The organism is Bacteroides sp. AF32-8BH (assembly GCF_003435205.1).
GTDB classification, from domain to species: Bacteria; Bacteroidota; Bacteroidia; order Bacteroidales; family Bacteroidaceae; genus Bacteroides; species Bacteroides ovatus.
This window is the reverse complement of record NZ_QVLZ01000010.1, coordinates 134,306-159,206: the sequence shown is the minus strand read 5'-3', so window position 1 is coordinate 159,206 and position 24,901 is coordinate 134,306. Positions and strand designations below refer to the sequence as shown.

General features: G+C 41.2%; 22 protein-coding genes. 13 read left to right on the top strand and 9 right to left on the bottom strand.

What is annotated here, in order from left to right; genetic code table 11:
* Positions 1-17 precede the first annotated feature (17 nt).
* Together ispF and DWZ47_RS09180 are read left to right on the top strand one after the other, a co-directional pair.
* Positions 18-500 carry a 2-C-methyl-D-erythritol 2,4-cyclodiphosphate synthase gene (ispF, locus tag DWZ47_RS09185; RefSeq protein WP_117512893.1) on the top strand — a complete coding sequence of 161 codons (483 nt, stop codon included), beginning with the start codon at positions 18-20 and terminating at the stop codon, positions 498-500.
* A gap of 19 nt (positions 501-519) precedes the next feature.
* Positions 520-1,527 carry a metallophosphoesterase family protein gene (locus tag DWZ47_RS09180; RefSeq protein ID WP_004297211.1) on the top strand — a complete coding sequence of 336 codons (1,008 nt, stop codon included), beginning with the start codon at positions 520-522 and terminating at the stop codon, positions 1,525-1,527.
* Here DWZ47_RS09180 and DWZ47_RS09175 read toward each other — a convergent pair.
* Complete coding sequence (locus tag DWZ47_RS09175) at positions 1,517-2,380, bottom strand: hypothetical protein (protein WP_008776696.1); 864 nt, start codon at positions 2,378-2,380, stop codon at positions 1,517-1,519. The two genes, DWZ47_RS09180 and DWZ47_RS09175, sit on opposite strands and share 11 nt — an antisense overlap.
* Positions 2,381-2,490: 110 nt before the next feature.
* On the opposite strand from DWZ47_RS09175, the gene mnmA reads away from it, so the two are divergent.
* The 8 genes from mnmA to DWZ47_RS09135 all read left to right on the top strand — a co-directional run bounded on the left by mnmA (position 2,491) and on the right by DWZ47_RS09135 (position 10,341).
* On the top strand, positions 2,491-3,576 hold the full coding sequence (gene mnmA, locus DWZ47_RS09170) for a tRNA 2-thiouridine(34) synthase MnmA (protein WP_008776697.1): 1,086 nt from the start codon (positions 2,491-2,493) through the stop codon (positions 3,574-3,576).
* A 24-nt stretch (positions 3,577-3,600) separates the two neighbouring features.
* Complete coding sequence (locus DWZ47_RS09165; protein WP_008776698.1) at positions 3,601-4,968, top strand: S8 family peptidase; 1,368 nt, start codon at positions 3,601-3,603, stop codon at positions 4,966-4,968.
* 12 nt (positions 4,969-4,980) lie between these two features.
* On the top strand, positions 4,981-6,270 hold the full coding sequence (gene xseA / locus DWZ47_RS09160) for an exodeoxyribonuclease VII large subunit (RefSeq protein WP_032849644.1): 1,290 nt from the start codon (positions 4,981-4,983) through the stop codon (positions 6,268-6,270).
* 60 nt (positions 6,271-6,330) lie between these two features.
* Positions 6,331-6,540 (top strand): exodeoxyribonuclease VII small subunit, encoded by a 210-nt coding sequence (gene xseB, locus DWZ47_RS09155; RefSeq protein WP_004297216.1) that lies wholly within the window; start codon positions 6,331-6,333, stop codon positions 6,538-6,540.
* Positions 6,541-6,578: 38 nt separating this feature from the next.
* Positions 6,579-7,610, top strand: a complete 1,032-nt coding sequence (locus DWZ47_RS09150; RefSeq protein ID WP_255299315.1) for a branched-chain amino acid aminotransferase — start codon at positions 6,579-6,581, stop codon at positions 7,608-7,610.
* 45 nt (positions 7,611-7,655) lie between these two features.
* Positions 7,656-8,279 carry a DUF975 family protein gene (locus DWZ47_RS09145; protein WP_004297218.1) on the top strand — a complete coding sequence of 208 codons (624 nt, stop codon included), beginning with the start codon at positions 7,656-7,658 and terminating at the stop codon, positions 8,277-8,279.
* A 112-nt stretch (positions 8,280-8,391) separates the two neighbouring features.
* Complete coding sequence (trmB, locus tag DWZ47_RS09140) at positions 8,392-9,150, top strand: tRNA (guanosine(46)-N7)-methyltransferase TrmB (RefSeq protein ID WP_008776700.1); 759 nt, start codon at positions 8,392-8,394, stop codon at positions 9,148-9,150.
* A 90-nt stretch (positions 9,151-9,240) separates the two neighbouring features.
* Positions 9,241-10,341 carry an Mrp/NBP35 family ATP-binding protein gene (locus tag DWZ47_RS09135; RefSeq protein WP_004297220.1) on the top strand — a complete coding sequence of 367 codons (1,101 nt, stop codon included), beginning with the start codon at positions 9,241-9,243 and terminating at the stop codon, positions 10,339-10,341.
* Positions 10,342-10,648: 307 nt separating this feature from the next.
* Here the strand turns inward: DWZ47_RS09135 and DWZ47_RS09130 are convergent, their stop codons facing one another.
* The 3 genes from DWZ47_RS09130 to DWZ47_RS09120 all read right to left on the bottom strand — a co-directional run bounded on the left by DWZ47_RS09130 (position 10,649) and on the right by DWZ47_RS09120 (position 14,953).
* The gene (locus DWZ47_RS09130) at positions 10,649-12,562 is read right to left on the bottom strand and encodes a TlpA family protein disulfide reductase (protein ID WP_008776701.1); all 1,914 of its coding nucleotides are present in this window, start codon (positions 12,560-12,562) and stop codon (positions 10,649-10,651) included.
* A gap of 189 nt (positions 12,563-12,751) precedes the next feature.
* Positions 12,752-14,569 (bottom strand): M56 family metallopeptidase, encoded by a 1,818-nt coding sequence (locus DWZ47_RS09125; RefSeq protein WP_008776702.1) that lies wholly within the window; start codon positions 14,567-14,569, stop codon positions 12,752-12,754.
* An 18-nt stretch (positions 14,570-14,587) separates the two neighbouring features.
* On the bottom strand, positions 14,588-14,953 hold the full coding sequence (locus DWZ47_RS09120; protein ID WP_004305524.1) for a BlaI/MecI/CopY family transcriptional regulator: 366 nt from the start codon (positions 14,951-14,953) through the stop codon (positions 14,588-14,590).
* A gap of 398 nt (positions 14,954-15,351) precedes the next feature.
* Here DWZ47_RS09120 and DWZ47_RS09115 point away from each other — a divergent pair, with 398 nt between their 5' ends.
* Positions 15,352-15,921 (top strand): porin family protein, encoded by a 570-nt coding sequence (locus tag DWZ47_RS09115; RefSeq protein WP_004314733.1) that lies wholly within the window; start codon positions 15,352-15,354, stop codon positions 15,919-15,921.
* A 147-nt stretch (positions 15,922-16,068) separates the two neighbouring features.
* On the opposite strand, the gene DWZ47_RS09110 is transcribed toward DWZ47_RS09115, so the two are convergent.
* The 5 genes from DWZ47_RS09110 to mdh all read right to left on the bottom strand — a co-directional run bounded on the left by DWZ47_RS09110 (position 16,069) and on the right by mdh (position 22,289).
* Positions 16,069-17,328 (bottom strand): ABC transporter permease, encoded by a 1,260-nt coding sequence (locus DWZ47_RS09110; RefSeq protein WP_117512891.1) that lies wholly within the window; start codon positions 17,326-17,328, stop codon positions 16,069-16,071.
* Positions 17,329-18,510 carry an ABC transporter permease gene (locus DWZ47_RS09105; protein ID WP_117512889.1) on the bottom strand — a complete coding sequence of 394 codons (1,182 nt, stop codon included), beginning with the start codon at positions 18,508-18,510 and terminating at the stop codon, positions 17,329-17,331.
* Positions 18,511-18,512: 2 nt separating this feature from the next.
* Positions 18,513-19,505, bottom strand: a complete 993-nt coding sequence (locus tag DWZ47_RS09100; protein WP_117512887.1) for an HlyD family secretion protein — start codon at positions 19,503-19,505, stop codon at positions 18,513-18,515.
* A 106-nt stretch (positions 19,506-19,611) separates the two neighbouring features.
* The gene (locus DWZ47_RS09095) at positions 19,612-21,075 is read right to left on the bottom strand and encodes a TolC family protein (protein WP_117512927.1); all 1,464 of its coding nucleotides are present in this window, start codon (positions 21,073-21,075) and stop codon (positions 19,612-19,614) included.
* 272 nt (positions 21,076-21,347) lie between these two features.
* Positions 21,348-22,289, bottom strand: a complete 942-nt coding sequence (gene mdh / locus DWZ47_RS09090) for a malate dehydrogenase (RefSeq protein WP_004297234.1) — start codon at positions 22,287-22,289, stop codon at positions 21,348-21,350.
* Between the two features lie 634 nt (positions 22,290-22,923).
* Between mdh and DWZ47_RS09085 the strand changes: the two genes are divergently transcribed.
* Entirely contained in the window at positions 22,924-23,514 is a 591-nt protein-coding gene (locus tag DWZ47_RS09085) for an RNA polymerase sigma factor (protein ID WP_117512885.1), read from the top strand.
* A gap of 144 nt (positions 23,515-23,658) precedes the next feature.
* On the top strand, positions 23,659-24,801 hold the full coding sequence (locus DWZ47_RS09080; RefSeq protein WP_117512883.1) for a FecR family protein: 1,143 nt from the start codon (positions 23,659-23,661) through the stop codon (positions 24,799-24,801).
* The last annotated feature ends 100 nt before the right edge of the window (positions 24,802-24,901 follow it).

Here is a 24,901-nt window from a genome sequence, read left to right as displayed (position 1 = left end):
CATTTGTTATATAAAATATGAAGATAAGAGTAGGCTTTGGTTTCGACGTACATCAGTTGGTCGAAGGTCGTGAGTTATGGCTGGGTGGCATTCTTTTGGAACACACAAAAGGATTGCTGGGGCATTCGGATGCTGATGTATTATTGCATGCTGTTTGCGATGCTCTGTTGGGGGCGGCGAATATGCGTGATATTGGCTATCATTTCCCCGATACGGCAGGAGAATTTAAGAATATAGATAGCAAGATACTGCTGAAAAAAACAGTGGAGTTGATTGCTACCAAAGGATATAAAGTGGGCAATATCGATGCAACTATTTGTGCCGAACGCCCGAAGTTAAAAGCGCACATTCCTTTGATGCAGGAGACGATGGCAACTGTTATGGGGATTGATATGGATGATATTTCCATTAAGGCGACTACTACCGAGAAACTCGGTTTTACAGGTCGTGAAGAAGGTATATCGGCTTATGCTACTGTGCTGATAGAGAAGATTTTTTAACCCCCTAAAACAAATAATTATGATTCGTCTTTTTAAAATTTACTTAACACTTGCCTTCTTATTGGTAACGACTTTTTGTATGGCTCAGAAGAGTGAACTGAAATTTAGCAAAGATGGTAAATTCAAGATTGTGCAATTTACCGATGTGCATTTTAAATATGGAAATCGGGCTTCAGATATAGCTCTGGAACGTATTAATCAGGTGCTTGATGACGAACGTCCGGATTTGGTGATATTTACCGGTGATGTTGTTTATTCTGCTCCGGCGGATTCCGGAATGTTGCAGGTACTGGAACCGGTAGTTAAACGTAAACTACCTTTTGTGGTCACTTTTGGTAACCATGACAATGAACAGGGAATGACACGGGAACAGTTATATGATATCATCCGTCAAGTTCCCGGCAATTTATTGCCTGATCGCGGAACAGTTTTATCGCCGGATTATGTATTGACAGTGAAATCGTCTTCCAATCTAAAGAAGGATGCTGCTTTGCTATATTGCATGGATTCTCACTCTTATTCTCCTTTGAAAGATGTGAAGGGGTATGCATGGCTTACATTCGACCAGATAAATTGGTATCGTCAACAGAGTGCGGCTTATAAAGTGCAAAACGGCGGACAGCCTCTGCCGGCTCTTGCTTTTTTCCATATTCCTCTTCCTGAATACAATGAAGCTGCCCGTAGCGAAAATGCAATTCTTCGTGGAACTCGTATGGAGGAAGCTTGTGCGCCTAAATTGAATACAGGAATGTTTGCAGCGATGAAAGAAGCTGGTGATGTGATGGGTATGTTTGTAGGACACGACCACGATAATGACTATGCAGTGATGTGGAAAGATATCCTTCTGGCTTATGGACGCTTTACCGGTGGAAATACGGAATATAACCATTTGCCGAATGGTGCGCGTATCATCGTATTGGATGAGGGTGCCCGTACATTCACATCCTGGATTCGTCAGAAAGACGGTGTGGTGGATAAAATCTCTTATCCGGCAAGTTTTGTCAAAGACGATTGGACTAAACGTTGAGGCTTGCGAACTTCACATGGCTAAGGCGCGTGTATTTTGAACCATAGCTTTCGTATCGGCGCGATACTTTCGCCGATGCAACGTAGATAATATCTCCCAGTCGGTATTCATGTTCTATCCCGGATAGAGTGCATGAAACCGCACTGGGATTTTTTGATGGAATACTCATGGTGACTAAATTTCCACTGGCATCGGTCAAAGTCAGTACCTGCTTGACAAAAAACTGTGGGGTAGTGCCGTTCACTCTTGTTTTGTACGGATCGTCTTCCAATCTTACCCGGGTGACTTTTAATTTTAAGTCTGTCAGCTTTTCTCCTAATTCTCCCAGATAACGGCTGGATGAACGCTTCTCCCTTGATTTTCTTATCATTATATCCAGGTGTATGGAATGATAAGCTTGTGCTATTTTGACGAAACGTTCCTGTTTCGGTATTTTGGGAATGAATTTGTATGCTACCCAACTTAGGTAGGCGGGATCTATTTTGAGGATTTCATGTAGAAAATGTCCCCGGTATTTTCCGAAGAAGATAAGATCGTCACCGTTACTCTGCATTCTTTTCTCATTGTAATCTACCAGGATGATGCAACGCTTCGAATAATAAAACATCGTGCTGGCCATCCGCAGGGATTCGTTGATGTCTGGTGACAGGTCATGTATATAAAGAATGGATTGCTTTTCGAGCAGGGGAGAGTACAGCCAAAGGGAATAATTTGGTTTCCCCGGTCGGGGCAACACCACCAGGTAGACTCCTACCTCTTTAAAAGAGGCTCTGCCTCGGTTGTACTCATTCAATTTGGCATACAATAAGGCTTGCTCGTTTTCGGAAATGCCCGGTAATCTGGGGTTAGCCATAATTGTTCTCGCTTTTGGTATATTTCAAATATAAGGATTTTCTTTCAGAAAAGCAACTTTTCTCTTTGAAATCTCGTACATTTGTATCCATGTAAATTTTCAAAATTCGAATGGAAGAACGAAATAAGAGAGTATTGGTAGGTATGAGTGGTGGCATAGACAGCACCGCTACTTGCTTGATGCTGCAGGAACAAGGATACGAGATTGTAGGGGTTACCATGCGCGTGTGGGGAGATGAACCACAGGATGCCAGGGAGTTGGCTGAACGAATGGGGATCGAACATTATGTAGCAGATGAACGTATTCCTTTTAAAGAAACCATCGTAAAAAACTTCATAGACGAATATAAGCAGGGGCGTACACCGAATCCGTGCGTGATGTGTAATCCGTTGTTTAAGTTCCGTGTTTTGACGGAGTGGGCGGATAAGTTGAATTGTGCATGGGTGGCTACCGGACATTATTCACGATTGGAAGAGAAAAACGGAAATATTTATATAGTAGCCGGAGACGATGATAAGAAAGACCAGTCGTATTTTCTCTGGAGATTGGGGCAGGATGTGCTGAAACGTTGTATTTTCCCATTGGGAGATTATACGAAGGTGAAGGTTCGTGAGTATCTTGCAGAGAAAGGATATGAAGCAAAGTCGAAAGAAGGAGAAAGTATGGAAGTCTGCTTTATCAAGGGGGATTACCGTGAATTTCTTCGTGAGCAGTGCCCCGAACTGGATAGTGAAATTGGACCGGGATGGTTTGTCAACTCTGAAGGAGTGAAGCTTGGGAAGCATAAAGGAGCACCTTATTATACGATTGGGCAACGAAAAGGATTGGAGATCGCTTTAGGAAAGCCTGCTTATGTGTTGAAAATCAATCCGCAGAAAAATACGGTGATGCTTGGAAATGCCGACCAACTGGAAACTGAATACATGTTGGCGGAGCAGGATAAAATGGTGGATGAACGGGAATTGTTCGGATGTGAGAATCTGACGGTACGGATTCGTTATCGCAGTCGTCCGATTCCTTGCCGGGTGAAAAGATTGGAAGACGGACGTTTGTTGATACGTTTCCTTGAAATAGCTTCGGCCATTGCTCCCGGACAATCAGCTGTGTTTTATGATGGAAAACGGGTGCTGGGAGGAGCTTTCATTGCTTCCCAAAGAGGAATCGGGCTGGTGATTATGGAAAATGAAGAATTATGATTGATTAAAATAGAAAGATAACTTATGAAGAAGTTTATAGTATTGATTCTCGCTTTAAATATGTATTTGGGTGTGTTTGCCCAGTTTACTCCGGGAGATACCTTAAAATACCGGATTAGTCTGAAAGACAAAGCGGCTACGGACTATTCTTTGCAGAAACCGGAAAAGTATTTGTCTAAGAAATCTATAGAACGGAGAAAGAAACAAGGATTACCCATTGATTCCACTGATTTGCCGGTCTGCAAGAAATATGTAGATGCTATACGGAAGACGGGGGTTCATGTACTTGTGACGGGGAAATGGGATAATTTTGTTACTGTTTCTTGTAATGATAGTACTCTGATTGACGAAATAGCAAAGTTACCTTTTGTACATTCCACGGAAAGAGTGTGGAAAGGTATCACACAAAGAGCCTTTCAAAGAGATTCGCTAATAAATAAACCGGTACGTACCGATAGCCTTTACGGTCCTGCAATAACACAGGCGGCAATGAGTCGTGTTGATCTTCTGCATGATGCGGGCTTTAAGGGACAGGGAATGACCATTGCCGTGATTGATGCCGGATTCCATAATGTAGATAAGATTGACGCCATGAAAAATATTCATATTCTCGGGGTGCGTGACTTTGTGAATCCGGAGGCAGATATTTATGCGGAAAGCAGTCATGGAATGTCTGTATTGTCCTGTATGGCCATGAATCAGCCGCATGTGATGATTGGCACAGCTCCTGAAGCTTCTTATTGGTTGTTGCGTAGCGAGGACGAATATTCGGAGAATCTGGTAGAACAGGATTACTGGGCGGCAGCCATTGAGTTTGCGGATAGTGTAGGAGTGGATTTGGTGAATACATCGCTTGGATATTACTCATTTGATGATCCTGCGAAGAATTATAGATATCGTGACTTGAATGGTCATTATGCGTTGATGTCTCGTGAAGCTGCGAAGGCAGCCGATAAAGGAATGGTCGTTGTTTGTAGCGCTGGAAATTCGGGTGCAGGTTCGTGGAAGAAGATTACTCCTCCGGGAGACGCAGAGAATATAATAACGGTAGGAGCTGTCAATAAAAGGGGAGAATTGGCGCCGTTTTCTTCTGTTGGGAATACGGCTGACGGACGTGTGAAACCGGATGTAGTGGCTGTCGGTCTGAATTCGGATGTGATGGGAACGGATGGTAATCTTCGCCGTGCCAACGGAACTTCTTTTTCTTCTCCGATTATGTGCGGTATGGTAGCTTGTCTGTGGCAGGCTTGTCCGAAGCTGACAGCGAAGCAGATTATTGATTTGGTACGTCAATCGGGGGATAGAGCCGATTTCCCGGATAACATATATGGATATGGTATTCCTGATTTGTGGAAGGCTTATCTAAACTCTTCTTCCAAGGAAAAGAAATAAGGTGACTGTTGTATGATAAACGCTATAAACAAGTTGAAGCAATCTGACTCACCCTCTTTGGGAGAGGGTGGGGAGAGGCTTTCTCTTTTAGAACTGAATGCACTCGTGCGCCGTAGTCTGGAGCAATGCCTGCCCGATGAATATTGGATACAGGCAGAGTTGAGCGATGTCCGTTCCAATACGACAGGGCATTGTTATCTGGAATTCGTGCAGAAAGATCCTCGCAGCAACAATCTCGTAGCCAAGGCACGCGGTATGATTTGGAATAATATCTACCGCTTGTTGAAACCTTATTTTGAGGAAACCACAGGGCAGCTATTTACTTCCGGCATTAAGGTGTTGGTGAAAGTAACAGTTCAGTTTCATGAGCTATACGGTTATAGTCTGACGGTACTTGATATTGATCCTGCTTATACATTGGGAGATATGGCTCGTCGCCGTCGGGAAATATTATTGCAGTTGGAAGAGGAGGGAGTGTTGACGCTGAATAAAGAGCTTGAGATACCGATTCTTCCCCAGCGTATTGCTGTCATTTCTTCGGCTACTGCGGCCGGATATGGAGATTTCTGTCATCAGTTGCAGCACAATTCGGGCAGGTTCTTTTTCTATACGGAGCTTTTTCCGGCTTTAATGCAGGGAAATCAGGTGGAGGAATCCGTGTTGGCTGCTTTGGATCGTATTAATGCCCGCATCAATGAATTTGACGTAGTAGTCATCATTCGTGGCGGTGGAGCTACTTCCGATTTGTCCGGCTTTGATACTTATCTATTGGCAGCTGCATGTGCGCAATTTCCATTACCTATTATTACCGGTATTGGGCATGAACGCGATGATACAGTGCTTGATTCCGTGGCTCATACCCGGGTGAAAACTCCTACGGCTGCTGCCGAACTCCTGATTCATCAGGTGGCGGAAGTCGCGGAGCATCTGGAAGAATTATCTATGCGGATTCAACAGGGAGCTTATATGCTTCTTGATCTGGAACGACGGAGGTTGGAAACCCTTCAAACCCGTATTCCCAATCTTGTTCATCGCAAACTTGCGGACGCCCGTTTTTCTTTGCTGGCAGCAAAGAAAGATTTGTCACAGGTGACGAAAGCATTAGTGGCCCGTCAATCTCACCGGTTGGAACTTTTGCAACAACGAATAGCGGACGCTTCTCCGGATAAACTCTTGAGTCGGGGATATAGTATTACGATAAAGGATGGGAAAGCGGTGACGGATGCTTCTTCACTGAAGCCGGGAGAGCATTTGATAACCCGGCTATCGAAAGGAGAAGTTCGATCGGTAGTAGAAAAGTAGCTATCCGTCAAACGTGTATTTGTAAAAACATTCATTATTAACCATTAAATATCAATCATCGTGGCAGCAAAAAAAGAAACATATTCCCAAGCGATGGAACGTCTTGAAAAGATCGTTCGCCAGATAGATAATAACGAACTGGATATCGACATTTTGAGTGAGAAAATAAAAGAAGCCAATGAAATTATTGCCTTTTGCAAGGATAAACTGACAAAAGCCGACCGGGAAGTCGAAAAATTATTGCAAGAAAAGAGGCAATCTGAAGAATAAAAGTTATTTTTGCGTTTCAATGCATAGAAAATAAACTAATACATAACAATATGAAAGAAATAGACTGGGCGAATCTGTCGTTCGGATATATGAAGACAGATTACAATGTGAGAATCAATTTCCGTAATGGTGCATGGGGAGAACTGGAGGTAAGCAGTGAAGAACACCTTAATTTGCACATGGCGGCAACCTGTTTACATTATGGTCAGGAAGCTTTTGAAGGACTGAAAGCATTCCGTGGAAAAGATGGTAAAGTACGTATTTTCCGTTTGGAAGAAAACGCTGCCCGTCTGCAATCTACTTGCCAGGGAATCCTGATGGCAGAACTTCCGACAGAACGGTTTAAAGAAGCAATCTTGAAAGTCGTAAAACTGAATGAACGTTTTATCCCTCCTTATGAAACTGGTGCTTCTCTTTACATCCGTCCGCTGTTGATCGGAACAAGTGCCCAGGTAGGTGTACATCCTGCTGAAGAGTATATGTTTGTAGTGTTCGTAACTCCGGTAGGTCCGTACTTCAAAGGTGGTTTCTCTACCAATCCGTACGTTATCATTCGTGAGTTCGATCGTGCCGCTCCTCATGGAACAGGTATTTATAAAGTGGGTGGTAACTATGCAGCCAGTCTTCGTGCTAACAAGAAGGCACATGATCTGGGCTATTCCTGCGAGTTCTACCTTGATGCAAAAGAAAAAAAATATATTGATGAATGTGGTGCTGCCAACTTCTTCGGTATTAAGGATAATACTTATATCACTCCGAAATCATCTTCTATCTTACCTTCTATTACCAATAAGAGCTTGATGCAGTTGGCAGAAGACATGGGTATCAAAGTGGAACGCCGTCCGATACCGGAAGAAGAACTGGAAACATTTGAAGAAGCTGGTGCTTGTGGTACTGCCGCAGTAATCAGCCCGATTCAGCGTATCGATGATTTGGAAAATGGAAAATCTTATGTGATTTCTAAAGACGGCAAGCCGGGACCTATCTGTACGAAATTGTACAATAAGTTGCGTGGAATCCAGTATGGCGACGAACCGGATACACATGGTTGGGTGACGATTGTAGAGTAATTGTATATTATGAAATAACACATTTATCAATTAATATTATTCACTATGTTAAAACTAAACTCAGAACTACGTGCGCAGGCGCGTGAGGCACTTCGAGGAAAGTGGCCTATGGCAGCCGTTGCTGCACTTATTTATTCAGCAATTGCCGGTGGATTATCTGCTATTCCTGTGATTGGCGGATTATGTTCATTGTTTGTTGGACTTCCGGTTGCATACGGCTTTACTATTGTAATGCTTGGCGTATGTAGAGGCAAAGACATTGATTTTGGTGTTTTGTTCGAAGGCTTTCAGGATTATGGACGTATTTTTGTAACTATGTTGCTTCAGGCTGTCTATACAATTTTGTGGTCACTGTTGCTGGTTATACCGGGTATCATTAAGTCTTATTCTTATGCAATGACATCTTTTATCTTGAAAGATGAACCGGAAATGAAAAACAATGCAGCTATTGAGAAAAGTATGGCTATGATGGAAGGGAACAAGATGAAGCTGTTCATGCTTGATTTAAGTTTCATTGGCTGGGCTATCCTTTGTATTTTCACTTTGGGTATTGGACTTCTTTTCCTGCAACCGTATGTTGCTATTTCGCGTGCAGCTTTCTATGAAGATTTGAAAGCCCAACAAGGTGGAAGTGTAGAGGTAAACGTTGAAGTGAATGTTGAGATTTGATAAGACGAATCATTCGGTACTATAGAAGAATGGAGCATAGAGAAATCTGTGCTCCATTTCTTTTTGTCGGTTGCTTCAAAATCAGTACCTTTGCGACCTAATCAGGATTGATATGGGAAAGAATAAATTAGAAAAGTTTGCCGATATGGCGAGTTATCCGCACGTGTTCGAATATCCTTATTCGGCGGTAGATAACGTGCCTTTTGGCATGAAAGGGAAATGGCACAAGGAGTTTTTTAAAAACGATCATCCGATTGTGCTCGAGTTGGGTTGCGGACGTGGTGAGTATACTGTTGGCCTGGGTAAGATGTTTCCCGAAAAGAACTTTATAGCAGTGGATATAAAAGGCGCCCGTATGTGGACGGGAGCAACGGAGTCATTACAGGTCGGAATGAAGAATGTCGCTTTCCTGCGTACCAATATTGAAATCATCGAGCGTTTTTTTGCTGAAGGCGAAGTGAGTGAAATATGGCTTACCTTCTCTGACCCGCAAATGAAGAAAGCAACCAAGCGACTGACTTCTACCTATTTTATGGAAAGGTATCGCAAATTTTTGCAACCGAATGGTATTATCCACCTGAAAACGGACAGCAACTTTATGTTTACCTATACAAAATACATGATTGAGGCGAACAAACTTCCGGTTGAGTTTATGACTGAAGATTTATATCATTCTGATCTGGTAGATAATATTCTCGGTATTAAAACCTATTATGAACAACAATGGCTGGATCGTGGTTTAGATATAAAGTATATCAAATTCCGGCTTCCGCAGGAAGGTAAACTGCAAGAGCCGGATGTAGAAATAGAGCTTGATCCCTATCGTAGCTACAACCGCAGCAAGCGTAGCGGTCTAAGTACAAGCAAATAGCTTGCTGGGACAATCACCCTAAAGTGAACCGGCAGCCATCTGAATAGTGACTTTAAATAGTAATTTGTAAATCGTCAAATAGTAAATAAAATGACTCTCTATCCTAAATTGATATTGGATGCATTGGCAACGGTGCGTTATCCCGGTACGGGAAAGAATTTGGTGGAAGCGGAGATGGTTGCCGATAATCTCCGTATTGATGGTATGACTGTCAGCTTTTCATTGATCTTTGAGAAACCGACTGATCCGTTTATGAAATCAATGTTGAAAGCTGCGGAAACAGCTATTCATACGTATGTCTCTCCTGATGTGCAGGTAACAATCACAGCAGAGAGTAAGCAAGCCGCTCGTCCGGAAGTTGGCAAGCTCCTTCCACAAGTGAAGAATATAGTCGGTATATCTTCCGGTAAAGGTGGAGTAGGTAAGTCTACGGTGTCTGCGAACTTGGCAGTTGCTTTGGCTAAATTAGGCTATAAGGTTGGCTTGCTCGATGCTGATATTTTCGGTCCTTCCATGCCTAAGATGTTTCAGGTGGAGGATGCACGCCCCTATGCTGAACGTATAGATGGTCGTGACATGATTATTCCGGTAGAGAAGTATGGCGTGAAATTATTGTCTATCGGTTTCTTTGTCGATCCGGATCAGGCAACTTTGTGGCGTGGCGGAATGGCAAGTAATGCGTTGAAACAGTTGATAGCTGATGCAGCCTGGGGAGATTTGGATTATTTCCTGATAGACCTTCCTCCCGGAACCAGTGACATTCATTTGACGGTTGTTCAAACATTAGCCATGACAGGAGCGATTGTTGTCAGCACTCCGCAAGCGGTTGCTTTGGCAGATGCCCGTAAGGGAATCAATATGTTCACCAACGATAAGGTAAATGTACCTATTCTCGGTTTGGTTGAGAATATGGCTTGGTTTACTCCCGCTGAACTACCCGAGAATAAATACTATATCTTTGGTAAAGAAGGTGCCAAGAAACTGGCTGAAGAAATGAATGTTCCTTTGTTGGGGCAGATTCCTATCGTGCAAAGCATCTGTGAAGGAGGAGATAATGGTACTCCCGTTGCGTTGGATGAAGACTCCGTGACCGGACGCGCTTTCTTATCCCTGGCTGCCAGTGTTGTTCGTCAGGTAGATCGCCGGAATGTAGAGATGGCTCCGACTCAAATCGTGGAAATGCATAAATAAATGGAATCTGGAGTTGGATAGCTTTGCAGTAAGTTATCCATAGGATATAGAGCGAGCCTCTGTAGTCTTTTCAAAGACTATGGAGGCTCGTTTATTTATTAGGATCATATAGAATCCGTTGTTGGCGGATTCTCTTCTACAAAATAGTGACGCTATCCAATATAAATAGTGACGGTATATGACAACGATACCGTCACTATCCTAAGCATATACCGTCACTATTTTTTCTATATCAATCAGGGGTCTTGCATTTATTTATGGCGTATATCAACAACGATTTCTGCTTGATCTATTTTTTACGTTTGAATTATTTATTCAAAGCTTTCATGAGTTCTTTTTTCATGGTGTCTACTCCGGGAAATCCAGTTTGTTTGAAGGTGATATTACCCTCCGGATCAACAACAAAATAAGTGGGAACTCCTCGGATATTGAAGTTGGACATTAGAAAGCTCCATTGCTCATTTGTCACACGGAAATGCTCACCATGAATATCGGTAATCATGTTCTCCCAGGTACCTTTGGGGGAAGTTTCGCCTGTGATGTAGAGGTAGATAATATCCTTGTCTTTTAATTCCTCTTTCATTGGGGTGATGGCTTTATTAGCTGTGCGACAAGGGCCACACCATGTTGCCCAAAAATCAACTAACAGTGTGTGTCCCCGGAATTTAGAGATAATGGATGGGAATAAATCTTCATTGGAGACTTGTCCAGTCTCGTTAACAGTGAAGCCTGTCTTTCTTTTGTTTAATTCTATCTTTTTTATTATCTCTTTGTTAACTTGAGTAAGCATCTCTGCATATACCGGGGAAGAAAAAGTCTTTAATTCAACATTCTGTTCTGCTGTTAACGGGGTAAAATCCTTAATGGATTGATATAGCTTATTAAATTTAATGTTATCGAATAGAGGTCCCTGTCCCGTTCTTAGTGTCTCTTTAAGTACATCTAAAGAATTCGGCAGAAAGTTTATTAAATATATCGTTGACGCGTAATATTTGCCGTATAAAGCTTTAAGAGTGTTGATAGAACTGAATTCCTTCAGTATGTCATAGTAGCCTTTGGGAGTATCGATGTGGGTATTATAAAAATAATCGTCTGTCTGTTCTCTATTCAGTTTGTTAACAGCAATATATGCAGATTTTAGTTCTCTCTCTGTCATGGCGATTTTGCCAGTCGCTTCCAGATCTACCAGGATATTTAATAGCTCTTTGCACGCATTGCTGTATGGGGATTGCGCAATTTCTTTTCGAACGGATGGAAGGCGCTCAAGTACATAAGCTTTATATTCATCTGCACTTTTCCCGACAATGTCATTGTACATATCCATGTAATAAACGCTTTTTAATACAATATCTATATCTACTGAAGCTAATTCTTGTTGTAGGCTAGCCAGATAACCATTGAAGTATACAGGCTCTCCATACGTTTTATCTTTTCTTTGTAGATGTGCTTGTCTGCGGCAAAGTTCCTTTGTATTTATAATGAGTGATGTCTCTTCATTGGGAGCTATCAGACATTCAATCCAACCAAAAGGAAATTCCAATGCTACGCTTGTGACAGATGCAACCTTTACTTCCGCCAGGAAAGTGCCGTCCTCCTTGATTTTTATGATATTCTGTTCGTTGTGGATATTCAGTGCAGGACTTTCTATGTGCATCTTCACTTGCTTTATCATCTCTTTTTGATAGTCTAGTATTTTTCCTTTAAGGGTGGCAGTTCCATAGACTAACTTAGGAGTCGGCAATATCGCTTTCTTATTTATTTTGTGCACGACTGCTTCTTTGGGAAGTTTCTGTTTATAGAATGCGTCCTTATCCAGTTGTATGCCCCATATCTTATATGCTCCGTCAAAATCCCCTTCCGAGAAGTCCAGACTGGTTACATTTTCGGGTATGGGAGGAAATTGTAATTGGAATTCCGCTTCTCCTGATTCCGGCATCCAGAACTCTTTATCTAATGTGATTCCAACTCCTCTTCGAATGGGATAAAGCATTCCATTGTTGTCTTTCAGGAAACTGCCCGTAGCTATTTTTATCCAATATTTAGGATGATAGAAAGCCTTTATATACACTGTTGTCACTGTATCACTCATGACAATTTTATCGACCTCAATACTATTGGAACTCCATGCAAGAAAAGGAGGACGCTCGATCACTCTGTCTTTGGCTTGTATGGTGCAGGTTATGCAGAATATCAAACCGATAATCCATACGAATCTTTTCATGTGAATAATGTTTTATTACACGAACAAATATAAGGATCTTTTTATAACTATCCTTGTAAAAAACTAAAAAAGAAATGATTTTTTTGTACTGGAGAAGGATATATCCGGCTCCGGGGAGAAAGGTGTTTCCCACCGATGAACGCCCCGTTCCTCACCGATGAGGAAAGGGGGCGGCACCGGAGAGAGAAATTACTGTAACCTGAATACGATAGGAATGGTATACTTGACAGAAACAGGTTGTCCTTTTTGCATTCCTGGTTCCCATTTAGGCATATTACCCACTACGCGTACGGCTTCTGCATCCAGTGACGGAGATACACTGCGTAAGACTTTGATATTCGACAAACTTCCGTCTTTACTAATAACCATCTGTATGATGACTCTGCCTTGCTCCTTACTTTTTTGAGCGATGACGGGATATTTGATACTTCTAGCCAGATATTGGAACAGACCGGCTTGTCCTCCCGGAAATTTAGGCATTACTTCTACCATGGTGAATACTTCGTCTTCATTTTCTCCTTTTACACTGCCTCCCTCTGGAGTTGGATCATCTTTTGCAGCATAGCCCACCACCACTACTTCATCCATGTCGGACTGCTTTACTTCTTCTGCTTTGGGAAGTTCAGGACCGGATAGCCGGAAAGCAACAGGAACTGTAAATTTCACGTTCACTGCTTCCCCCCTTTGTTTGCCGGGTTTCCATTTGGGCATGGCGGCAATTACACGCATGGCTTCCTTGTCGAGATACGGATTGACACTTCGCTCCACTTTCGTATCGGCTATGCTTCCGTCCTTTTTGACAGTAAAGCTTACAATCACACGTCCTTGTGCACCGATTGCATGTGCTTCAGCCGGATATCTGACGTTCTTCGATAAGTAGTCCATCAGTGCCTGTACTCCTCCCGGAAAATCCGGCATTTCTTCTACAACCTGGAAGACAACGGAATCTGGTACACTTTTGATTTGAGTTTCCACCATTTCCTTTTCTTGCTTATCCCGTGGAAGTGTAGTTCCTTGAATATCTTCTGTAGGAAGTTCCGGAATATCCGTAGTTTCAGCTTGCATGGCAACTTCTTTTGTTGCTTGTCCCATCATTTCTTTGGCAAATTTTTCAGTGGTACGTGCTACCATTTCGATGTTACTGACAATCATTAAGATAGCAGCCAAGGGAAGAAACATCAGATATTTTGTCCTTCCTATTTCTTTCGTTCTTCGTTTATTCATCATTTTAATACGATTTTTGAGTGGTAAAACATTGAAACTATTTGATAAATTTGCTGCAGCCTTGTGATGTGCCAGTCCCAACAAATGGTACTGGTATGATTTACTATCATGCCCCGTCTCTAATACACGGTGATCTGCCATGTATTCGAGGTTTCTTCTGACTTCCCGTTTCATCAGCCAGATAAATGGATTGAACCAGCAAAAGATACACATTATCTCGCTGATAAGCACGTCTACCGAATGGTATTGACGGGCGTGGGTCTCTTCATGAGTAATAATTTCACTGATTTCAGATTCCGTATGTGATTGTGGGTGTATGAATATCCAGTGGAAGAAAGAAAAAGGGCCGGTTTTTTTCTTTAATAGATGTACGCGTACTCCTTGTATCTTGCTTTTTGAGCATTGGAAGTGTAACCGGATGATGCTGCCCAGTTGTACAAAGAAACGTGTGGCTAGTAATAACATTCCGCTCCAATAGATAACTTTCGCGAGCTGCATGATAAACTCTTGCCAGTTCATTGCAGGCTCTTGTAAAGGAGTAACTACTTGCTCCGGAAGGATGATGGTTGCATAAAGATCTGCCATTGCCACCATTGGTTCGTGAGCTTTTATCCATCCCTGAATATTCAGTAAAGGATAAAGCATGGAGATGGCAAAGAAACATAGCAAAGCCATCCTACGCCAATGGAAGAAGGTGTCTTTATGGAAAAACAACCGATAGAATGCATAGAACAGAGCTATCGCTACATTTATCTTTAGAAAATAAGCTAGTTCCGGAGTCATGGTGATGAATGTTTTCTATTAATTTTCTTTTCCTTTTTCAATGAGTTCGATAATATCTTTGAGATCATCGGTCGAAATTTTCTGGTCTTTGGCAAAGAAAGAAACCATTTCTTTGTAAGAGTTCTCAAAGTAGTTACGAACTACGCCACTCATAAAATGGCGTTTATATTCATTTTCGCGAATGGCAGGAGTATATTGGTAGGTATTACCCACACGTTTCGGTGTGACATATCCTTTCCGCTCGAGATTCTTTACGATAGATGCTACTGTGGTATAAGGAGGTGCCGGTTGCGTATACTTTGCAACAATGTCTTTTACGAAACAGCATTGTAACTCCCAAATGTAGATCATTACTTCTTCTTCTTGTATAGTTAACTTTTCCATGGAGATGTTGTTTAATTACGAATACTTCGCAAATCTACGAATATTTCGTAAATGAGCAATAGCTAGTCGGTTAATAATTGTAAATGTATAAATCTTGCAAGAATATTTTAATTGCATTGTTATTCGGAAATTATTTAAGCATAAAAAAAGACCGGATGAACATTATTTTTTTCTATATAGTCACTCTTTAATAACCTTTATGCAAAAAATAGACTATCAAGGATTTTTTTATATAAAATAAATGAAATATATTTGCGGCTACAAAACATACGTTAAATACGGAAGGGTGTGTTTCAATACTTTAATCGGTTGCGAATAATTCCCCACACTTCAAACAGAACTATTAACTAACAATGCCAACCAAAGGGAAGAGGAAGGCAAACTAAAAAATGAATGATATGAAAAAAGGTTTGATTTTTGTGCTATTTGCACTTGTTTCTATCGTTTCTTATTCTCAGATTTCTTGGAATGCCAAAGTTGGTATGAACATGAGTAACTTTACTGGGGATATGGATACTGACATGAGGATTGGATTCAATGTAGGCGTTGGCATGGAATATCAGTTCTCTGATATGTGGTCTATTCAACCTTCGTTGATGTTCACTCAAAAAGGTGCTAAACAGGATGAAGTGAAAATGAATCCAATGTATTTGGAGATTCCGGTATTGGCTGCTGCAAGATTTGCAATTGCTGATAACCAGAATATTGTAGTGAAAGCTGGTCCTTATTTTGCATTTGGTATTGCTGGTAAGTGTAAAATTGGTGATGAAAAAATTGATTTCTTTGGTGACGGTGATGATCAATTTGGAGCAAAAAGATTTGATGCAGGTCTCGGTGTAGGCGTTGCTTATGAAATTAATAAATTCTTTATTGACTTATCAGGAGAATTTGGTTTGGCTAAATTGGCTGATGGTGACGGTGCACCGAAGAACATGAACTTCTCTATCGGTGTAGGTTACAAGTTCTAAACTTATTATACTCTCTTTATAATATCTCTAAAATCCCTCGTTCTATACTCTCTTGGAACGGGGGATTTTCATGTTCTTATTTGAAAAAAACGGCATATCCCATTGAAAGGATACACCGTTAATTCTCTCTCTTGTAATTCTTACTCATTAATCACTTATCTGCTTGGATAAGTTTGCTTTCTCTTTTAATTCTTTGTATCTCTCTATTGCATGTTTGCGACTCATCAGTATTTGCCAGCGGTATACCCAACAGGTGGTCAGGAAATAAATGCCGGCTTGCAACCACAAAGCCTTATATTCAAAAGCTACTTCACTAAGAGTGGCTCCCATATTGTTGATTTTTACAAAGCCGTTAATTCCAAACGTTGAGGGGAAGATGTAGGATACATACTTCCAAAACGGAGGAATAGCTGCTCCCGGCCAGGAAATTCCTGAAATAAATAACAGGGGGACTGATGTGAATACAAAAATCAGCATACACGTTTCCCGATTGCGAATGGCAATAGAAGCTGTCATCGCAAAGAAGATACAAGCCGCAAGATAGGGGACAACGAATAATATTAATGAACTGGGTTGCCCAATTTGGTTGAGGCTAAACAATCTTGGAACGACATAAAGTACGTAGAAAGCTACCAATATATAAACTAGGAAATAACTCAATCCTTTTCCTAATACAATTCGTAACGTCCCGTTATAGTGACGATTAATAGGTACAAGATCCTTAAATCTGTTGTTCTCACGAGCAGTTCCTGCAGCGAGACCGATGCCGAGCAATAATGTCTGTTGGATAATCAATACCAATACAGCAGGAATCAGGAAAGCGGCGAACCCGGCAGTGGGGTTGAAGATGGAGATTTCTTCATATTCTATCGGATAAGCAGTGATTTCATCCTGACGGTCGGTCGTGTTTCCGCTACGTGCAATTTTGATATCCTTGTTCATATCCAGAGAAACGGCAGTGTTGGCAAGAAGCATCGATTTATAGTATAACAATCCGCTCATGTCGCAATAGATACTGACTTGTGTCTGTTTTCCTTTGGCAATATTGTCGCTGAAATCCGAAGGGATATAAATGATACCATACGCACGCCGGTTCTTTAGCATTTGTTTGGCTTCTTCCATATCAGCACAGTAAGAGACGATTTGAATATCGGGTGTGGCATCTACCTTACGGAGATATTCACGACTAAGAGATGAATGTGAATCGTCTACAACAACGGCAGGAACTTCACGCACTACTTCGTTGTCATAAATGAAACTATACAACAACGGATAACCTAATGGGACGAGTATGAAAAATATCAGCACCCCCTGGTCGCGGAAAGTTGTCTGAAACTCCCGCTTCCAGATATAAAACAGGTCATTGATGCCTTGGGCTATCTTGTCTTTTAATTTTATATCTTTCATTTAGGGTATATATTTATAGTAAACCAATGCTTCCTTCAGGCGATGAACCACAAAGAAGGGGAGCATCATAAATATTAATAGTGCCATATAGTTGGTCCATGAGTAAGCCATACTATATCCGTTGAGTGCTTGATCGACGTAAATCAGGAAATAATGCCGCAACGGGAATAGATTACTCAAAGCCTGTAGAACAGGATGCATAGCCATGACCGGGAATGAAAAACCGGAAATGGAGAACGATATGACTCCCCACAGGGAAGCAAAACTTAATCCGAGTCGTAGAGTCGGCAGAGTTCCTATCATAACAATACCACAACATTGAGATGCTAGTACGAGACACAGTGTGGCGAATATCATCGGGAATATGCCGCTGTTGCAAGGAAAATGCAGAAATCCATACAGGTATACATTATAAAATATACCCATAATGAAAAAGACTATTGTGTGGGGAAGCAGTTTTCCTGCCAATGCAATGTAAATGGAGTTGTTACTCATTCGTAGCCATTCGCGGGCAGTGCGATCCTTGAGTTCCACACCGATTGAATAAACGGTAACCATAAATATTAATAGCATGAGTACTCCCGGTATCAGTGTATTACATAAGTATACCGAATAGTTCAGCCACGGATTATTTAGTGGGTGTGTATCAATTACGATCGGTTGCAGATAAGCCATAGCCTGATTCTCTGTCGCACCTTTGGCATACAGCATCGTCCGGGCTGCAGCTCCGGAGGTGAGTTCTCCCATCATTTTCATATCCCTGAACAATAGAGAGCCTGCAATCAGGTATGAGTAATTGGTATAGAAAGAGATCGTTGGCTGCCGTTGGCTTTGTGCCTCTGCCGATAAACCCTTGGGGAGATAGAAGAACCCGTAGATTTTTCCCTCCTGCATGGCAATACGCGCATCTGTTACATTGCTGTAATGAGCTACAACCCCTGTCTGCGAAAAAGCATCCAGATTGCGGACAATATTACGGGAAGTAGACGAATCATCCATGTCCACCACTCCCGCAGGAAGATCCTTGGGAAGCCCCGAATCCATTAAAGTGGTGAAGAATATATAACAAAACAGCGGGGCAATGACCATACAGAAGAGATAGAGCGGGCGTGATACCAATCGCCGGCACTCTCTTTGCATAACCTGCCACAAAGCTATATATTTCTTTTCTCTCTCTTTCATGGTTACTTGTCAATGATAACAGACATACCCGGACGGAGATTTTCCACTTTCTCTACCGGAGAAGCTTTCACCTCGAATGTTTTCAGATCAAATTGTCCGGTCGTTTTGGTTGCTTTCCAGGCAGCATAAGTGCCTAAGTCTTTCAGATAATATACTTTGAGCTGGATCTTTTTATTATCCAGAGCAGGAATGATAGCTTCGAACTCCGACCCCATCGTCAGGTTCTTGAGCAAATCTTCGCGTACATTGAATGTTACCCACATATCGTTGAGTTCAGCAATATTCATGATAGGAGCACCGGTACCAACCAATTCGCCTACCTTCGGGAATATTTCAGAAACTTCCCCGGCAGCCGGAGCAATGAGATAAGTCTCCTTAATATACGATTCAACTTCGGCAACAGCTCCTTTCGCCCGGTTTACCAAAGCTTCCGCAGCCATCTTATCTTCACGTTCCGCTCCATTCTTCGCCATGGTATATTGTGCTTTGGCAGCTTTCTCTGTTGCAATACTTGCGTCCCGTTGCGCAGTCACTTCATCCAGCTTCTGTGCAGGCATCACTCCCTGTTCGTAGAGATTCTTGATGCGTTGATATGATTTCTCGGCAATGGTAACGCCTGCCTGGGCTTTTTGCCACATTTCGTATGCCGCCTGGATTTGTTCCTCACGCACGCCTTTGATTGCTTTTGCGTTTTGTGCCTGTGCGGCAGCTTCAGCAGCACGTGCCTGTTCCATTTTTGCTACCACGTCAGGAGCTTCCAAAATGGCCAGCGTATCCCCGGCATTGACACTTTGGCCTTCTTTCACGCGAAATTCCAGTATACGTCCCGGAACTTTACTTGAAACGCGATATTCGGTAACTTCAGCCTGTCCCTGTATAATTTCAGGACCCTTGCGGAGCATGAAGAAACCGACGACTGCAACGATTGCAATAACTCCCAACAGAGTAAGGAATGCAAGAAGCATATTGCTGTTTTGTGATTTTATAGGTGCCATATGATTTATGAATTATGATTTATGGATTGTGATTTATAGATTGTGAGTTGGTTAGAGATTGGGTTGTTTCTGATTGGGTTCTTAACTTTATTTTTCCGAATCTTATTTATTTCAGCGTTCCCAAAGACTTCTTCAGATAGATTTCCGTTAGCTTCACATCTATTTGCGCGTCAATCTTTTCTGAATGAGCAGACAACCATGCTGTTTGTGCTTCAAGAACATTGCTGGTGGCAATCACTCCTTCTTTAAAACCAAGTGTTGCATAGCGTAGATTTTCTTCCGCTTTTTCCATGTTTTTAGAAGACATTACCAGTTTCTTACCAGCTTCTTTTACCTTGAATGCAGCCTGATTGACCTGCAACTCTATTTTTTCACGAGCATCCTGAAGTTGGTACTGTGCAATACGAGCTTCGGCTTTTGCCGCTCTGGTTTTATAAATACCTTCTCCCCAGTGCCATATAGGTATCTGTACCATAACTCCCACATTCCACATACCTTTGAACTTGTTTTCAAAGCTGTTGAAAACAGAGGGATTGGTTACCATATAATTCCCCATCAATGCGATGGATGGAAGATGCTCCGCACGGGTTACATTTACTTTCTGTTTATAAATCTGCGTTGCCAATTCGAGGCTACGTATCTCCGGACGATTCTCATAAGCGGTGGATAGATCGAAATGAGGGTCCGTTGTCAGTAATGGAATGTCTTCCATATTTTCGTCTGCCAGTGTGATGGGAGAACTAAGATCAATACCACATAGTTGACACAGCAACATTCGCGCAAGACTCAATCCGTCTTCCACTTTAGTCAGTGTCATTTCGGCTTCATTTACCTTGACGCGTACAGACAAACCATCCGCTTTGGTGGCTACTCCTTCATTAATCATTTTCTCTACATCGCTGTCCAGCTGTTGCAGAAGCTTTAGATAACCTTCCGCCAACTTCTTCTTATTAACCAGTGAAATGACTTGCCAATAGGCTTGGTCCGTACTCATGATTACTTCCTGCATACCGCCGTGATGTTGTTCTTGAGCCAACTCTTCGGCATACTTTGTTATTTTGTTGTACGCCCGGATTTTCCCGCCCAAGTATAAAGGTTGTGTCAATGTAATGGCACCTGCATAGACATTTCGGGTGTCTGTACGGAGTGCATCCACTAAAGAGTTTCCCGCTTGATCGAGGGCGGGCAGCACCGCTCCTAATTTTCCACTTAAGGAAGAAATAAGTGGTGCCAAGTCAGGATGTGCTGTTGCAATCTCGGTTGCAGCTTGTTGGATGGGGCCAGCCAGATTCGTTCCTAACCCTGAAAGCGCGGCTTTCTGGTCATTGTTTAATAATGAAAACTCTTTCTGGTTCCTCATGTAAGCTCCCGTTGCCGAGAAATTAGGCAAATAATTTGTAAATGCAGCTTTCCGTTGATAATGAGCCGCACTTATTTTTTCATTGCTTATCAACAAATCTTTGTTGTTGGCAAGAGCTAATGCGCGGCAACTATCCAGACTTAGAAAGCTCTGCGCTTTTACTGTAAAAGTGAAACTTAACAGAAATGTCAGAAGAAAAACTTTTTTCATCGCATCTTGCATATTAATAAGGTGGTACTTCTATTTTAAATAACCCTGTTCTTATGCAATTTGTTTATTAAAGTAGTCTGTTTTTTTGTACTTGTTTACTTAAACAATAATTGCATAAACAACGATGCAAATGTATGTGCTTTCTGTGAGAACTCAAAACGAATTAGCTTTTTTTAGAAATATAGTGGGGATGGATTCTGTTGAAAAGAAAGAAGGCTATTCCTCATGGCGGGGAACAGCCTTTCTTGATATATAAAGTAAGGGGATTTTAATTACAGAGCACCTACTTCTTTCAAAGCAGCGTTAGTTCCGTGAACAGCTTTTGCGCTAGCTGCGAACTTAGCTTTTTCGTCTTCGTTCAGGTTCAGTTCAACGATCTTTTCGATACCATTCTTGCCAAGGATTACAGGAACACCGATGCAAAGATCTGATTCGCCGTATTCACCTTCCAATAATACAGAACAAGGAACCATCTTCTTTTGGTCGTGAAGGATAGATTCAACTACGAATGCTCCTGCTGCACCCGGTGCATACCATGCAGAAGTACCTAGCAATTTAGTCAGCGTAGCACCACCTACCATAGTAGCAGCAGCAACTTCTTCCAATTTCTCTGCAGAGATGAAATTAGCTACAGGCATACCTTTGTAAGTAGCGAAACGAGTCAAAGGAATCATCGTAGTATCACCGTGACCACCGATAACCATACCTTCTACTTCGTTAGCGTTGCAACCGATAGCTTGAGACAAGAAATATTTGAAACGAGAGCTATCCAGAGCACCACCCATACCGATAACACGGTTTTTCGGCAAGCCCAGAGCTTTCAATGCCAAATAAGTCATTGTATCCATTGGGTTGGAGATAACAACGATGATAGCGTTAGGAGAATATTTCAACAGGTTTTCTGCTACCGATTTAACGATACCAGCGTTCACACCGATCAGTTCTTCACGAGTCATACCCGGTTTACGAGGAATACCTGAAGTAATCACAACAACGTCAGAGTTAGCAGTTTGAGCATAGTCGTTCGTGCAGCCTACCAATGTAGTGTCGAAACCCAACAATTGAGCTGTCTGCATCATATCCATTGCTTTACCTTCTGAAACGCCTTCTTTAACGTCCAGCATTACTACTTCGTCTGCTACTTCATTAAAAGCAAGTACATTTGCACATGTAGCACCTACGTTACCTGCGCCTACTACGGTTACTTTTGACATAATACTATATATTTAAAAAGTTGATAATTTGTTTTATCTTTTAGCGCGACAAAATTACAACGATAATCCTGATTAAAGAAATTTTTCCGTAATAATTTTAGTTAAAGCTCAAAGTTCCCAATAATATAATTGGTAAATGAAAAGTTTGGGTAGGGGAAGCTGTTTTGAGTACGGCTATAAACCGAATGTAGCTATAGTGAGAATGTACTGTTATGGAGAATTGTTCATTTAGCCATTTTTTTATAATTGCTTGCCTATTCGGATTTACTTCGTTCGTTAGTATTACTTCGTTTCACTATAGTTATACGCAAGAATAACTATAGTCTCCCTTGCGTATAACTATAGTCATACGTAAGGGTAACTATAGTCAAACGAAGTAAAAATAGGCAGTGAGATTAATTATATTAGGCAGTGAAAGAAATAAAGATAGTATCTTGATGGAGAACTTTTGGCGATGCGTTACATCAATTACCTGATTCATTTTTGTATGGAAAAAGAAGATACCAGTTAAAGTGGCAGGGAACCTGGCAAGTTTTTTAAATAATGAACGAATAAAGTCCGAAAGCTTATTATCTTTGTGCCAATCTGTTAATTGAAAGTTTAATGAACTGCTGAAAATATCGAAAATATCAAAATGAAGTTCTGGGAATCAAATCATCAATCTGTTCAGGAAGGGGATATGCAATTTATTGCACTTTACAAATTCTACTATCAAGATTTGTATGCTTATGGAGTGAGTTTGGGGTTCAATACCGAAGATGTGAAAGATGCAATTCAAGAAGTATATCTAAAATTGTATTTCAATGAGCGCCTGTGTATTGATGAGAAGAAAATAAAATTTTATTTGTTGCGTTCGGTTAGGAATCAGCTGATTGATTGGGAGCGTACAAAGAAAGATACATCTTCTATAGAAGAAGAGGAAAGGAGTTTTAAATTATCCGTATCCGTTGAAGAAAACTTTATTTCTGATGAAGAAGACTTATTACTGAAAAAAAGAGTGAATAGAATTCTTGATTTGCTGACAGATCATCAGCGGGAAATAGTCTATTTACATTTTATAGAGGAAATGCCTTATGAAGAGATTGCGGTAATGCTGGATATGAAAATTCAAACGGTGCGCGGACAAGTCTTTAAAGCGATGGAGAAATTAAGAAAACTGGATTCAAAAGATTATTTTCTGTTTTTTCTTATCTTATACCTGCATGGCGTTTCTGTCTTTAAATAATTGAAAAAGAGTATTGTATACGGAAGGCGGGGAGCGTAAACCTATACCTCTCTGCTTTTTTATTTATTTTTTTGAGGAAAAAAGGAGATGAAAGGCATACGAAGCTCGTATATATAGTAAACAGGTCTTTAATTGAAATAAATAATGAAAGAATATTCATCATATACTACAGCTGATTTTTTGAACGATGATTTATTTCTTTTCTGGTATTATTCCGGAGAAGGAGATTATTATCGAAAAATCATTGCCGATTGTCCCGATCGTGAGCCGTATTTAAAAGAAGCGATGGAGAGACTGGCGGCGTTAAAGTGGGAAAAGCCGGTTTTACCCCCAAAAGAAGTGGATAATGCTTGTTTGAAACTGGAACAAGCCATTCAAAATCGGAAAATGTCTCAACGTAAACATCGATTGTATAAGATGAGATGGTGGAGCGCTTCAGTTGCGGCAGCTATTCTTATCCTGTTTGTTTTGGTAGAGGTTATTTGGAAAAGTGCTCCGGCAATTGATTATCTAGCTTTGTTGCAAGTGAATGACTCTGTGTTTATGAGTGGTAAAACGCAGCTTTTTGTTGACGATCAGTTGAAAGAAACTTTTGAAGGTAATCCGGATTTGGCTTACGATCAAATGGCGACAGATGCTGGTGAAGGGGAATTTAATAAATTAGTTGTTTCGTATGGCAAACGTGCCCGTGTCACTCTTTGCGATGGTACGAAAATATGGGCGAATGCAGGAACGGTGCTTCTATATCCAACACATTTTGAGGATAAGAAGCGTGAAATATATGTAGATGGAGAAATATATATTGACGTGACTCCTAATCCGGAGAAACCTTTTATTATTAAGACGTCGGATATGGGAGTAAAAGTGTTGGGGACTTCTTTCAATGTTTCGGCTTATCGGGAAGATGTAGAGAAAAGTGTTGTGCTGGTTACAGGTAAAGTGGAGGTAACAGCATCTAATGGAGAATCTGTACGTATTTTACCCAATGACCGGTTCAGGCAATCCACTGATAAATATGTGGTAGATAAAGTGAATGTGGAGGATTATGTGTCGTGGAAGGAGGGACGATTATCGTTTAAAAACACAAAGCTTGGCGGAATACTCAAACAACTGTCCAGATACTATAACGTAAGGATTGATTATGATAAACAACAACAAATCACTTGTAGCGGAAAACTGAATTTGGACGATACGATCGAACAGATATTGAATACTATCACAGAAACGGCTCCTGTGATAATAAGTAAGGAAAACAATGTTTATAAAGTAACAATAAAGAAAAAATAGCCTATGATTAATATGTGAAAAACCATACTCTAATTTATCCTTTTGAGAGAGAAAGGATACCAGTCAGTTTTATTCGTAATAGAATAGCCTTAAAATATTG